The organism is Halomonas sp. OfavH-34-E, assembly GCF_024124525.1.
Lineage (GTDB): Bacteria > Pseudomonadota > Gammaproteobacteria > Pseudomonadales > Halomonadaceae > Halomonas > Halomonas litopenaei.
Genome location: NZ_JAMXRY010000040.1, coordinates 33150 through 46852 on the forward strand (window position 1 = coordinate 33150; position 13703 = coordinate 46852).

Consider the following 13703-nt stretch of genomic DNA (forward strand, 5'->3'; position numbering starts at 1 on the left):
ACAGCATCTGACCGTCCCACGGGGCCTCGCCGACCGAGGCCTCCCTCCCTTGAGTCAAGTCCCCGCCACCCGGCGGGGGCAACGGAGTGTCCGATGACCTCATCTCCTACCCTGTCCCGGGCACTGGGTGCTTTCTGGTGGTTGTTGACCACCGTGGTAGTCGGTGCCTTCGGCCTGATGCTGCTGGTCATGGCCATTCAGGTAATCGCACGCTATGCCCTCGGCGTCGCGGTGCCCTGGACCGACGAGGTTTCCCGCTATCTGTTCCTGGCGGAGATCTTTCTCGGTTCGGTGCTGGCGCTGCGCTACCAGGAACACATCCGCATCACCGTCGTCACCGACCTGCTGCCAGCGGGCGCCCAGCGCTGGGCGGCGGTCGCCGCCGACGCCATCAGCATCCTGGTGCTTCTGATGATCATGGGGGGCGCCTTCAACATGATGGAGCGCACCGCCGGCATCTTCGCCAGCACCTTCGACATGAGCTTTTCCTACCTGTACCTGATGCAGCTGGTCGCTGCCGGCCTGATGGCACTGCTGCTGGTGGAGGACCTCGTCGTTCGTCTGCGCGGCAAGCCTTCCACCTTGCCTGACGAACCCAAGGAGTAAGACACCATGGAAATCTTTGCCATCATGTTCGTCGGCCTGATCGTGCTGCTGATGCTGGGGGTGCCGGTCGCCTTTGCGATGATCGCCTCATCGGCGGCGGTGCTGGCCTACACCCGTGGCTTCGCCGAGATCCCGCTGGAGATGATCGCCCAGCGCACCCTGTACGGCGTCAACAGCTTCACCCTGCTGGCGATTCCCGCCTTTCTGCTGATCGGCCGGCTGATGAACTCCGCCGGCATCTCTGATCGGGTGTTCGACGTGGCGCGCTGCGCCGTGGGTCACCTCAAGGGCGGGCTCGGCCACGTCAACGTGCTGGCGAGCATGCTGTTTGCCGGCATGTCGGGCTCAGCGGTGGCCGATGCTGGCGGGCTTGGCGCGGTGGAGATAAAGGCCATGGAAGACGATGGCTTTCCCACCGACTTCAGCGCCGCGGTCACCGCCAGTTCCGCCACCATCGGGCCGATTATCCCGCCCAGCATTCCGGCGGTCATCTATGGCGCCCTGGCCAACGCCTCCATCGCCGCGATCTTTCTCGGCTCCATCCTGCCGGGCCTGTTCATGGGTGCCGGCCTTATGGTGATGGTGGCGGTGATCTCCCATCGTCGTGGCTACCCGACCCGGGCCCGCGCCACCATGGCCGAATTCACCCGTGCACTGTCGCGGGGCCTGCTGCCCATGCTGACGCCAGTGATCATCCTGGTCGGCATCCTGTCGGGGCTTTTCACCCCCACCGAGGCCTCGGTGGTGGCGCTGCTCTACTGCATGATCATCTCGTTCTGCGTCTATCGCTCGATCACCCTGCGCGAGTTCGTCCAGATCCTGCGTGACACCGCCATCGACACCTCGGTGCTGCTGCTGATCATCGCCGGCAGCGCGCTCTACAGCTGGATCCTGGCACGCTACCAGGTCACCGCCCTGGTCGCCGACTTCCTGCTCGCCACGGTCAGCGATCCTATGCTGCTGCTTCTGCTGCTGAGCCTGTTCATCCTGCTGATCGGACTATTCATCGACTCGGTGCCGGCGCTGTTTCTGCTGACGCCGCTGCTGGTGCCGGTGGTGGTGCAGTACGGCATCGATCCGGTGCACTTCGGCGTGCTGATGATCTTCAACCTGATGATCGGGCTGATCACGCCACCGGTGGGCACGGTGCTGTTCGCCATCCAGAAGATCACCGACCTGCCCTTCAACACCCTGGTGCGGGCCACCCTGCCGTTCTACATCCCGCTGGTGGCGGTGCTGATCGTGATCACGCTGTTTCCGTCCATCGTGATGTTCCTCCCCAACCTCTTGCTCAAATGACGCCGCGACCGGGCAAGGCTCCAGGGCCTTGCCCGGCGGGCTTATCTCAATAGGAGTCATGCCATGGCTATACTGATCACCGGTGGCCTCGGCCACGTCGGTTCCTGGGTCGCCACCCTGCTCGCCCGCCAGGGCAAGAAGGTCATCATCTGCGATATGGCCGCCCCCCACGTCGACCGCATGGGCCTCGACTATCTCGAGGAAGTGCGCGACAACGTCCACTTCGAAGCGGTCGACGTGCTCGACACCCACACCCTGTTCGAGACCTTTCTGCGCTATCGCGACGAGCTTGAAGGGGTCATCCACGGCGTCTCGGTGATCGCCGGGCCGAGCTTCCAGACCCGCCCGTTCAAGCACCTGTCGATCAACGCCATGGGCACCCTGAACGTCTACGAGACCTGCCGACTGCTGGGCATCGACAAGGTGGTCAACATGAGCTCCGGCGCGGTCTACGGCGACGCCGCCGGCCCCCAGGTCGAGACCATGCCCTACAAGGCCACCGACCTTTACGGCGCCACCAAGATTTCCGGCGAGCTCTACGGCGACCAGTACACGGCGACCTACGGCATGGATATCCGTCAGGCCCGACTGTTCTTCGTGTATGGCCCCGGCAAGCGCCCTTCCCACATGCACGCGGTCTACCAGGCGATGTTCGGGCCACTCGAAGGGCTACGCGATGTGCACCCGGACAACGGACGCGACCAGACCACCGACTGGACCCACGTCGAGGACACCGCGAGGGGCATCCTGGCGCTGTTCGATGCCGACAGCGTGCCTCACCGCCACTACAACATTTCCTGCGGTGTGCCGATCGCCCATCAGGACATCGTCGACAGCGTCACCGACCTGCTCGGCCACGACAGCGGCATGCGTCTGGGGCCTGGCCCCTTCGTGGTGCGTGGCAGCCCCCTGGACATCACCCGCGCGCGCACGGATCTGGGCTTCGAGCCGCAATTTACCGATATCCGCGAGGGGCTCGAGGACTACCATCGCTGGCTCAAGAAGAACGCCTGAAACGACACGGCCGGCCTGTCAAAGGCCGGCCGCTCGCAGACGGGGTCGATCCGCTTCCGCCATCACTGCCGACGGAACACCAGCGCCAGATTGTTGGCCGGCAGCTCGTGGACGGCCTCCCGGCTCAGGCCGTGCTCGGCGGCAACCTCGGTCACCTGCTCCAGGTCCCGCACGCCCCAGCGCGGGTCACGGCGCCTCAAGTCGGCGTCGAAGGCCGCATTGGACGGCGCGGTATGCTCACCACCACGTCGGTAAGGGCCGTACAGCAACAGCACGCCGCTTGGCTCGAGGTGGACCTGGGCCTTTGCCATCAGCGCAGGCGTCACTTCCCACGGCGAGATATGGATCAGATTGATCGCCACCAGGGCGTCAAAGGTGTCATCCGGCCAGGGCTCCAGCAAGTCGCGGCGCACCGGCGCCAGCAGATTGCCGCCCCCTTGCGTCGCTTGCTCCGGCTCTCGCCCAGCAGGCCCTGCCCGTTGCGCTTCGCTTTCGCCTTGCCTGTCACCCTCCGCTGCCCCTTGCCTATCTTCTGCTGCTGCAAGCGCGCGCCAGGCAGCGATGGACGCCAGCGCCGCCTCGGAAACGTCACTCGGCTGCCATCGCCAGCCCGGCTGGCACTGCGTCATATAGAGTCCGTGCTCACCACTGCCGCTGGCGAGCTCCAGCACACGGGCATGGCGTCCCAGGCACTGGCGCAGCACCGCGTGGATGGGCTCGCGATTGCGAAGCGCCGCTGGACTGGAGAGTCTCGCGTCGGACATGGGAAAACCTCACGGTAAACAAGGGGAGTAACAAGAGCGGCAATGGCCAAACGGATATAACGGAAGCATGGTAACGTCTGGCATCAACGGCTTGCGCAACGATGCCAAGCGATGATCGTCCCGGTACACTAGCAAAAGATACCCTTCATCTTCACCAAGGACGGCCCATGGCTCGACCCGCGCCTCGCTACCTCGAGATTCAACAGCACATCCTGGCCAAGATCCAGCGGGGGGAATGGCCCACCGACCATCGCATCCCGGGTGAGGAGCAGCTGGCGCTCGACTTCAACGTCAGTCGCATGACCGCCAACAAGGCCATCCGCGAACTGGTTCAGCGTGGCTACCTTACCCGCCAGCCGGGGGCGGGAACCTTCGTCACCGAACGCAAGGCGGAATCCTCGCTGATGGAGGTCCACAATATCGCCGAAGAGGTCCGCGGTCGCGGCCATCACTATCGGGCCAGGGTGCAGCGTGCCGAAGCGATCGATGCCAGTGAGGACATCGCGTTGCAACTGGGGGTCAAGCGAGGCAGCAAGGTCTTCCATACCCGCATCGTTCACCACGAAAACGACGAGCCCATCCAGCTCGAGTTGCGCTACGTCAATCCCCGCCACGTGCCCGACTATCTGGACGCCGACTTCACGCTCACCACGCCCCATCAGGTGCTGATCCAAACCTGGCCGATCACCGATATCGAACACGTGGTCGAGGCCGTTTCGGCAGACACACGACAGGCCGAGGAGCTGGCCATTTCCACCTCCCTCCCTTGCCTGCAGTTGCGGCGGCGCACCTGGTCAAATGACCTGCTCATCAGTTACGCCGTGTTGATCCACCCGGGAGATCGCTACAAGCTGCGCTCGGCGTGGAAGGACTGAGGGACGGACACAGCCTCCACCAATGCACGAGGGCCGGACAGTGATTGTCCGGCCCTCGTGCTTACGGCTACAGCGATCGACAAGGTTACTGCAGCAGCATGGCCGCCGGGATCGCCATTACCAGGGTGAGTGCCACCCGCACCGCCCACACCACCAGCATCTGCCATATCGTGATGGGAATCCGGGTGGCCAGCACGCAGGGAATGGACGCCGAGAAGAACAGGATGGACGACACCGACACCACGCCGGCGGCAAAGCGCGCCACGAAGTCGATTCCCGCGTCGCCACCGAGCAGCAGCGCCGGCAGGAACATCTCGGCCAGGCCCGCCGCGCTGGCCTGGGCCAGTTCCTGGGCATTGTCGATGCCGAAGATCGCCACCACCGGATAGAACAGCCAGCCCAGCCACTCGAACACCGGCGTGTACTTGGCCACCAGCAGTCCCAGCAGCCCCACCGACATGATCGACGGCAGGATGCTGATCGCCATCACCAGCCCTTCGGTCAGATTCTTGCGTACGCTGGATCCCAGCCGCGGCGCCTGCTCGGCCACCTTGATACCGGTGCGCCACGCCAGCGCCAGGCGATCCCCCTTCCGCGCTTCAGGTTCGCCGTCGGTCGCGGTGTTGTCCATGCCTGACAGCGGCCACAACCGCGCGGTCACCGCCGAGACAACGAAAGTGATCACCAGGGTGATCCAGAAGTAGGCGTTCCAGTAGTCCATCAGCCCCAGGGTCTTGGCGACGATGATCATGAACGGCGCGGAGACGGTAGAGAAACCGGTGGCAATGATGGCCGCTTCTCGGGCCGAGTACTGGCCACCGGCGTAGGCACGGCTGGTGATCAACAGTCCGATCGAGTAGCTGCCGACAAAGGAGGCCACCGCGTCGATGGCGCTTCGACCCGGGGTACGCCACAGCGGGCGCATGACGGGCTGAACCAGGATGCCGATCAGCTCGAGTAGCCCATAGCTCAGCAGCAGCGCCAGGAAGATGGCACCGATCGGCACGATCAGCCCCACCGGAATCACCAGCTTGTCGTAGAGAAAGGGCAGCATGTCCGGCTGATGCAGCAGTGCCGGACCGGCGGTGGTCATGGTCAACAGCGCCGCCACCACCCCCAGAAGCTTGAGCACGGTGAAGATCTTGTCGGTGAGACTGCGTCGCCAATCCCCCTTGATCAACGGATAGGCCGCGCCGGCGATGATCAGCGCCAGGGCGTAGAACCTCGCCCAGTCACCGAGCCCGGCCCGGGCCGCGGTCACCAGATGATCCAGCGGAATCGTGGTTCGACCTTCCCAGGCAACCGGAACAAAGAAGATGAAGATGCCGATGGCGCTGGGCACCAACAGCTTGAACAACAGCAGGCCGAGGGGTGTCTGGCCTACCGAGGAACCAGGAGTCGTCGCCATGAAGGGAACCTCGTCGAAGTGTGAACCAACTCGTAAGTGTCATCTTGTTTGTATATACATTTCAACCGCTATAGTGGCAAAGCACTCCCCCTCAGCGCCTTTAGACGATGGTCTAATACGCCACAAACTTCTCCTCAGATTCGTTCGTTAAACGGCGTTATCACGCTCCGCTAGACCTCTTTCCTGCAGCGTCGCAGACAGGCCGCCGGTCAGGGCATCGGACGAACCGGCAAGGACTCCAGAACCACACTTTCCTGTATATACATGATGCTGTCGAGCGATCCCATGGGGCACCCGACGCCTTCCGCGCGTGCCTGAAACGCTCTCGGGCCCCTCGACGACTCGGGGTTCAGAAAAGCCGGTAACGATCCCGCGGCCAAGACGGAGTGCACTGCGCCTAGACGACCTGCGCTCCCCCGGGGCGATGCTTCAGAGAGGACAGGCCTGGTGCATCCGCGACCATGTATATACGTTTATCGAAGCAATCCGTCGGGATTTCACGCCTATCCGCGCACTACGACCATGGTCTATTGATGCGCCATGACCTGAAAGCGAGCCCATAAAACGCCTGCAAGCCGCTGTTTCAACAACCATCCATCAGGCCCGAACCAGGGTTCGGGCAATGCATCACTGGCGACTCGGCGGCTTGACGAAACGGCCTGAAGGCATTATTTGTATATACATTACCCGACACGGAGCATCCCCATGTCCGAGCAATCCAAGCGCCTGCTGTGGCGCGATCTGGCGATCTTCGACGGACTGACCACCCTGCCCGAGCGTCACTGGGTAGCGGTCGAGGATGGACGGATCTGCGCCCTGGGCACCATGCAGACCCTTGACCCGAGTCAACATCGCGACGCCGTCGACATGGGGCAAGGCGGCGTCATGACGCCGGGCCTGATCGACTGCCATACCCACCTGGTCTTCGGCGGGCAGCGCAGCGACGAATTCGAGCTGCGCCTGCAAGGCGCCTCCTACGAAGAGATCGCACGTCGCGGTGGCGGCATCCTGGGCACCGTTACGGCGACCCGGGAAGCCGACGAATCGGCCCTGTTCGACGCCGCTGCGAAGCGTCTCACGTCGATGATCGAGGACGGCGTGACCAGCGTCGAGATCAAGTCCGGCTACGGCCTGACCCTGGCCGACGAACTGAAGATGCTGCGGGTGGCGCGACGTCTCGGCGAGCAACTGCCCGTTCGCGTCACTACCACCCTGCTGGCCGCCCATGCCCTGCCACCGGAGTATGCAGGCGACGCCGATGGCTACATCGAGCTGGTGTGCAACCAGATCCTGCCGGCGGCCCACGCCGAGGGCCTGGTCGATGCGGTCGACGTGTTCTGCGAGCGCATCGCCTTCTCAAGCGAACAGTCCCGGCGCGTGTTCGAGGCGGCCAGGGCGCTTGACCTGCCGGTCAAGGCCCACGCCGAGCAGCTTTCACTGTCCGGTGGCGCCGCCCTGGTGGCCCAGTTCCGAGGGTTATCCGCCGACCATATCGAGTATCTGGACGACGACGGCATCGCGGCGATGGCCGATGCCGGGACCGTCGGCGTCCTGCTGCCCGGCGCCTTCTACACCCTGCGTGAAACGCAGCACCCACCGATCGACGCCATGCGTCGTGCCGGTGTCGCCATGGCGGTGGCCTCGGACGCCAATCCTGGCACCTCGCCCATCGTGCTGCCGACCTTGATGCTGAACATGGCCTGCACCCTGCTGCGCCTGACGCCCCAGGAGGCACTGGCCGGCATGACCCGCCACGCCGCCCAGGCCATCGGCCAGCCAGACCTTGGACGCATCGCCGTCGGCGCTCCCGCCGATCTTTGCGTCTGGAACATCGATAGCCCGGCCGAACTGGCCTATGCCGTCCAGCCGGGACGACTCAAGCATCGCCTGCTGGAGGGCGTATTGACCCATGGATGAGCAGCTATCTTCCCCCTGGTCATCCATGACCCCGGCGGCTGACCCAGACACCATGCCGTCCAGCCGGGACGGCTCAAGCATCGCCTGCTGGAGGGCGTATTGACCCATGGATGAGCAGCTCGCTTCCCCCTCGTCTCCCACCGCGCCGTTGACCGAACCGGACATGGGTATCTGGCAGGGGCGTACCGACCCCGAGCCCAACAGCGAGCGCTGGCACCAGCGCATCGCCGCCTACCGCTCCGGCGCCGAGCCTGGCGTCGTGGTGACGGGCTTTGCCAGTGATGCCGGTGTCGCCCGCAACAAGGGGCGGGTGGGCGCCGCCGATGGCCCCGCCGCCATTCGCCGTGCCCTCGCCCCCATGGCCTGGCACCGCGACGCCCCGGCCTACGATGCCGGCGATGTGCACTGTGTCGGCAATGGCCTGGAAGATGCCCAGGAGGCGCTGGGCGCGCGGGTGACCGAGATCCTCGACCAGGGCCACCAGCCGGTGGTACTGGGCGGCGGTCACGAAGTCGCCTACGCCAGCTGGCGCGGCCTCTCCGAGCATCTGGACAAGGGCCACCGCAGGCCCACCGTGGCGATCATCAACCTGGACGCCCACTTCGACCTGCGCGACCCCAGCGAACAGACGTCTTCCGGCACGCCCTTCGCCCAGATCGCCGCCGACTGCGCCAGGCGTCGCTGGCCGTTCCGCTACGCCTGTCTCGGAGTCAGCCAGGCGGCCAACACCCGTGCCCTGTTTCACACCGCCAAGCGGCTCAAGTCGCTGGTGGTCGAGGATCGCGAGTTTCGCGATAGCCGCATCGCGTACATCAAGCGCGACGTGCAGCGTCTGGTAGCCGACTGCGATCACGTCTACCTGACCATCGACATGGATGTCTTCCCTGCAAGCGATGCCCCTGGCGTCAGCGCTCCCGCCTCGCGGGGCGTGATCCTGACCCACTTCGAGCCGATCCTCGAGTTCCTGCGTCGCTCGCGCAAGCTCCGCCTGATCGACATCGCCGAGGTCAACCCGGCGTATGACATCGACCAACGTACGGCGCGTCTCGCCGCCCGCCTGGTGCATCAACTGACCCGGTCCAACGCCTGACCGAGCCTTTTATTCCCTTTCACTACAGGTACCGACATGAACCAGATCACGCCCTCGCTGAACGACCGCCACGATCCTTCGCGCAAGATCGCCGCCCCCACCGGCACCGAGCTGTCGTGCAAGAGCTGGCTGACCGAAGCCGCCCTGCGCATGCTGATGAACAACCTCCACCCTGACGTCGCCGAGCGTCCCGAGGATCTGGTGGTGTACGGCGGCATCGGTCGCGCTGCCCGCACCTGGGAATGCTTCGACAAGATCGTCGAGGTGCTCAAGCGCCTGGAGGACGACCAGACCCTGCTGATCCAGTCCGGCAAGCCGGTAGCGGTGATCCCGACCCACAAGGACGCGCCGCGGGTACTGATCGCCAACTCCAACCTGGTGCCGGCCTGGGCCAACTGGGAGCACTTCAACGAGCTCGACAAGAAGGGACTGATGATGTACGGCCAGATGACCGCCGGGTCCTGGATCTACATCGGCTCCCAGGGCATCGTCCAGGGCACCTACGAGACCTTCGTCGAGGCTGGCCGTCAGCACTTCAACGGCGACCTCAAGGGCCGCTGGGTACTGACCGCCGGCCTCGGCGGCATGGGCGGCGCCCAGCCGCTGGCGGCGACCCTGGCCGGCGCCTGCTCGCTGAACATCGAGTGCCAGCAGACGAGCATCGACTTCCGTCTGCGTACCCGCTATTTGGACGAGCAGGCCAACGACCTGGACGACGCGCTCGAGCGTCTTGCGCGCTACACCAGTGAAGGCAAGGCCATCTCCATCGGTCTTTGCGCCAACGCCGCCGACGTCCTGCCGGAACTGGTCAAGCGCGGCGTCAAGCCGGACATGGTCACCGACCAGACCAGTGCCCACGATCCGCTGCACGGCTACCTGCCCTCTGGCTGGACCTGGGACGAGTACGTGGCCCGCGCCAAGAGCGAGCCCGACACAGTGGTCAAGGCCGCCAAGGCGTCCATGGCGGTGCATGTGCGCGCCATGCTCGAGTTCCAGAAGATGGGCGTGCCCACCTTCGACTACGGCAACAACATCCGCCAGATGGCCCAGGAAGAAGGCGTCGAGAATGCCTTCGACTTCCCCGGCTTCGTCCCGGCCTACATTCGTCCGCTGTTCTGCCAGGGCATCGGCCCGTTCCGCTGGGTGGCGCTGTCCGGCGATCCGGAGGACATCTACAAGACCGACGCCAAGGTCAAGGAGCTGATCCCCGACGACGAGCACCTGCACCACTGGCTCGACATGGCCAAGGAGCGCATCAGCTTCCAGGGCCTGCCGGCGCGTATCTGCTGGGTCGGCCTGAAGGATCGCGCGCGCCTCGGCCGCGCCTTCAACGAGATGGTCAAGAACGGCGAACTCAAGGCGCCCATCGTCATCGGCCGTGACCACCTCGACTCCGGTTCCGTGGCCAGCCCCAACCGCGAGACAGAGTCCATGCTGGACGGCAGCGACGCCGTGTCCGACTGGCCGCTGCTCAACGCCCTCGCCAACACCGCAGGCGGCGCTACCTGGGTCTCACTGCACCACGGCGGGGGTGTCGGCATGGGCTTCTCCCAGCACGCCGGTGTGGTCATCGTCGCCGACGGTACCGACGAGGCCGATGCCCGCCTGGCCCGCGTCCTGCGCAACGACCCGGCCAGCGGCGTGATGCGCCATGCCGACGCCGGCTACGACATCGCCAGGCAGTGTGCCCGCGACAACGGCCTCGACCTGCCGATGCTCAAGGACTGATGCCGTCCCGGGCGCGCCGCTGGCGTGCCCGACCCTGGCATCAAGGCGCCTTGTCCCTGAGCGCGCCTCCTGCCCGGGAGCGCCATGTAAGAAGCGCAGACGCCTGCACAAAGGCCGCCCCTAGGGGCGGCCTTTATCGTGTACAACCGTGATTCACTTCGATGCCACTTGAAACGTGCGCCGACGCCCCTGAAGTGGCCGGCGACGGGTCAGGCGCAGCACTGCTTGAACTTGCGCGCACTGCCACAGGGACAGGGATCGTTGCGTCCCGGCTTGAGTCGAGACACCCTGGCCTCGCCATCCAGATAGACCCAGCGCCCCTGGTGGCGCACAAAGCGCGAGCGCTCTTCCAGCACGCCCCAGCGCTGCCGCCCTGGCGTGTCCTCGGCAAAGGTCGCACGAAACTGCACCCAGCCCTGATCGCCTGTTTCACCGCTATCGAGAATCTCGAGACGCTTCCAGCGGGTATCGTCGTCACCGCCCAGTTGCGCCGGGCAACTGTCCGGGTGCCAGCTATGGCGCAGGTAGTCCTCGAGCCCGAGGGCGAAGGCCGCAAAGCGCGAGCGCATCAGCGCCTCAGGCGAACCTGCGTTCTCGCCCTGGTGCAGCAGACCACAGCAGTGCTCGAGGACCAGGCCACTGCCGCAGGGGCAGCGGGTGGATGACGTTGTAGTCAAGGTGCGGCTCTCCTCTTATCTACCTTGCGCTTTGCCACAGCGCGGGCCTTGTACGAACACCCGACGTGGGTGGCAACGCTTTAAACAGACTGCCGACCTGTACCGGCCTCACGCAAATACCGACCAGCCTGTGGCCTTGGAAAGCCCTTCCAGGGCGGCGGTGCCCTTGAGCGAATTGCCGTAGCGATCCAGGCCCGGCGACCACACCGCGATCGAGGCCACGTTGGGTACCACCGCCATGATCCCGCCCCCGACACCGCTCTTGCCCGGGAAGCCGACCCGATAGGCGAAGTCCCCCGAGCCATCGTAGTGGCCGCAGGTCATCATCAACGCATTGATCGCCCGTACCCGCTCGAGCCCGATCATGCGCTGGCCCTCGAAGCCACCACACAGAAAGCGTGTGGCCCTGGCGAGCTGGGCGGTGGACATCTCGATGGCGCAGTGATGGAAGTAGGTGCCCAGCACCCGGTCACAGTCGTTGGTCAGGTTGCCGCAGGAACGCAGGAAGTAGGCCAGGGAGAAGTTGCGATCCCCGGTGGCATGCTCGGAGCGCGCCACCTGCTCGTTGATGTGGATGTCCTCGTCGCCGGAGGCCTCGCGCAGAAAGCGCAGAATCTCGCCGAGGGTGTCGCGTGGCGCATTGCACCCGAGCACCGCGTCGGTGGTGACAATCGCCCCGGCGTTGATGAAGGGATTGCGGGGAATGCCGTCTTCCACCTCCAGCTGGACGATGGAGTTGAAGGCCCGGCCCGATGGCTCGCGCCCGACCCGCTGCCACAGGCCATCGCCGTGGCGCCCCAGCGCCAGCGCCAGGGTGAAGACCTTCGACACGCTCTGGATCGAAAAGGCCTTGGCGGCGTCGCCGGCATGAAACTCCTGTCCATCCACGGTGCACACACTGATGGCGAACTGGCGGGGATCAACACAGGCAAGTTCGGGGATATAGCTTGCCACCTGGCCCCACTCGCCAGCCTGACGAGCCTCGCGATCCAGCCTCTCGACCAGCGCCTGCAGTTGTTCCGGCGTAAGGGTCTTTCCCATGAGCGTGATTCTTCCAGGAGCCTGACAAGGCTGGCGATGGTCGCCCCCTCCTTCGTGGCTGTCAACGCCGGTTCCCGGCCGGGGACAATCTCCCGGGCGATATGTCCCGCTCAGCGCCCGCGCCGCTTGGTGCGCATGGTCGCCTCGGCGGCAAGCGGATCTTCTGGCCAGGGGTGCTTGGGGTAGCGGCCGCGGTTCTCCTTGCGCACCTCGGGGTAGACGTTGTGCCAGAAGCTTCGAAGGTCCATGGTCGTCGCCAGCGGACGCCGCGCCGGGGACAGCAATTCCAGGCGTACCGGCACCCGCCCGTCGACGATATGCGGTGTGGCCTCGCAACCGAACAGGGCCTGCAATTTGGCGGCCAGCACCGGCACGATACGCGTGCCGTGCTCGTCGCCGTCGTCGACCTCACGCTCATAGCGCAAGGCCGCGCTGTCACCGCTTGGCAGCGCCAGCCGTCGCGGTGCCAGCTCGTCCAGCTTGCCCGCCAACGGCCACGGCAGACGTTCGCGCAACAGCCGTTCCCAGGGCAGCGCCAGCACCTGATCGAGCCGCGACAGGCCGTCCAGATGCGGACCGAGCCAGTCCTCGAGCTCGGCCATCAGGCTGGCGTCGTCAAGCTCCGGCCACTGGGGATCATGCGCCCGTCGCAACAGCGCTACCCGTCTTCTGAGCTGTTCTGCCGCCTCGTCCAGCGGCAGCGCCTCGCGCTGCCCCAGGGCGTCGAGCAGCGCCCTATGCCTCGCCTCTCGACTCGGCGGTCCTGCCAGGGGCTTGCGCTCCAGCACCACGGCATCGAGGGCGCGTACCCGCTCGCCTTCCAAGCGCCCCGCCGATGCGTTCCAGGCGACCCGCTCGGTCCAGTCGCCAAGTTCAGGAAAATGCGCCAGCAGCGCCGCCTCCTCGATCCGTACGCCACGGTAGAGCCGGGCCTCACGCTGGCGACCGTCCAGGTCCACCGCGACCAGCAGGGGCGCGTGGGCCAGGGGGTGATCGCTTGCCAGCGTCACCAGGCCACCGCCACGCAGGCGAAAGCGTCCGGGCGAAAGGTGCTGAGCGACACGATCGGGGTAGGCGCAGAGCAGAAGCTCGCCCAAGGTTATTGAGGCGCCCGGCTCGCTTGCACGGGACTCACCCCCATGGGCCTTGTCCAGCGCCACCCCGGCGCGCTTGCACAGTCGCCGGGCCTCCCGCTGCCAGGCAGGGTCTGGCCTCGGCGACGACAACAGCGGTACGAACACCCGCTCCAGATCTGGCTCCCGCGAGGCGCCCTGACGACCCTCG

The 13703-nt window shown here is 65.5% G+C and carries 12 protein-coding genes; 7 read left to right on the forward strand and 5 right to left on the reverse strand.

The features are described from left to right. Positions 1 to 93 precede the first annotated feature (93 nt). From NH448_RS16520 to NH448_RS16530, 3 genes are all read left to right on the forward strand, one after another. A complete protein-coding gene (locus NH448_RS16520; RefSeq protein WP_045994307.1) occupies positions 94 to 606 on the forward strand; it encodes a TRAP transporter small permease in 513 nt (170 codons plus the stop codon). 6 nt (positions 607 to 612) lie between these two features. Beyond that, complete coding sequence (locus tag NH448_RS16525) at positions 613 to 1905, forward strand: TRAP transporter large permease (RefSeq protein ID WP_045994308.1); 1293 nt, start codon at positions 613 to 615, stop codon at positions 1903 to 1905. 63 nt (positions 1906 to 1968) lie between these two features. Beyond that, positions 1969 to 2919, forward strand: coding sequence for an NAD(P)-dependent oxidoreductase (locus NH448_RS16530; protein WP_045994309.1), 951 nt, complete (start codon positions 1969 to 1971; stop codon positions 2917 to 2919). Positions 2920 to 2981: 62 nt separating this feature from the next. On the opposite strand, the gene NH448_RS16535 is transcribed toward NH448_RS16530, so the two are convergent. Beyond that, the gene (locus NH448_RS16535) at positions 2982 to 3683 is read right to left on the reverse strand and encodes a DUF938 domain-containing protein (protein WP_045994310.1); all 702 of its coding nucleotides are present in this window, start codon (positions 3681 to 3683) and stop codon (positions 2982 to 2984) included. Positions 3684 to 3850: 167 nt separating this feature from the next. Here NH448_RS16535 and hutC point away from each other — a divergent pair, with 167 nt between their 5' ends. Next, the gene (hutC, locus tag NH448_RS16540; protein WP_045994311.1) at positions 3851 to 4558 is read left to right on the forward strand and encodes a histidine utilization repressor; all 708 of its coding nucleotides are present in this window, start codon (positions 3851 to 3853) and stop codon (positions 4556 to 4558) included. Positions 4559 to 4643: 85 nt separating this feature from the next. On the opposite strand, the gene NH448_RS16545 is transcribed toward hutC, so the two are convergent. Continuing rightward, on the reverse strand, positions 4644 to 5966 hold the full coding sequence (locus NH448_RS16545) for a YjiH family protein (protein WP_045994312.1): 1323 nt from the start codon (positions 5964 to 5966) through the stop codon (positions 4644 to 4646). A 705-nt stretch (positions 5967 to 6671) separates the two neighbouring features. Between NH448_RS16545 and hutI the strand changes: the two genes are divergently transcribed. The 3 genes from hutI (at position 6672) to hutU (ending at position 10701) form a co-directional block, all read left to right on the forward strand. Continuing rightward, on the forward strand, positions 6672 to 7883 hold the full coding sequence (gene hutI, locus NH448_RS16550; protein WP_045994313.1) for an imidazolonepropionase: 1212 nt from the start codon (positions 6672 to 6674) through the stop codon (positions 7881 to 7883). 106 nt (positions 7884 to 7989) lie between these two features. After that, positions 7990 to 8973: a formimidoylglutamase gene (gene hutG, locus NH448_RS16555; RefSeq protein ID WP_083970572.1), complete on the forward strand. Its 984-nt coding sequence runs from the start codon at positions 7990 to 7992 to the stop codon at positions 8971 to 8973. Positions 8974 to 9009: 36 nt separating this feature from the next. Then, the gene (gene hutU, locus NH448_RS16560; RefSeq protein ID WP_045994314.1) at positions 9010 to 10701 is read left to right on the forward strand and encodes a urocanate hydratase; all 1692 of its coding nucleotides are present in this window, start codon (positions 9010 to 9012) and stop codon (positions 10699 to 10701) included. A gap of 209 nt (positions 10702 to 10910) precedes the next feature. On the opposite strand, the gene NH448_RS16565 is transcribed toward hutU, so the two are convergent. The 3 genes from NH448_RS16565 to NH448_RS16575 all read right to left on the reverse strand — a co-directional run. After that, positions 10911 to 11378 carry a YchJ family protein gene (locus NH448_RS16565; protein ID WP_157033107.1) on the reverse strand — a complete coding sequence of 156 codons (468 nt, stop codon included), beginning with the start codon at positions 11376 to 11378 and terminating at the stop codon, positions 10911 to 10913. 108 nt (positions 11379 to 11486) lie between these two features. Further along, positions 11487 to 12419 (reverse strand): glutaminase, encoded by a 933-nt coding sequence (locus NH448_RS16570; RefSeq protein WP_204248984.1) that lies wholly within the window; start codon positions 12417 to 12419, stop codon positions 11487 to 11489. 110 nt (positions 12420 to 12529) lie between these two features. Continuing rightward, the coding region (locus NH448_RS16575; RefSeq protein WP_290442838.1) for an ATP-dependent helicase C-terminal domain-containing protein at positions 12530 to 13703 on the reverse strand (1174 nt) is incomplete at its 5' end.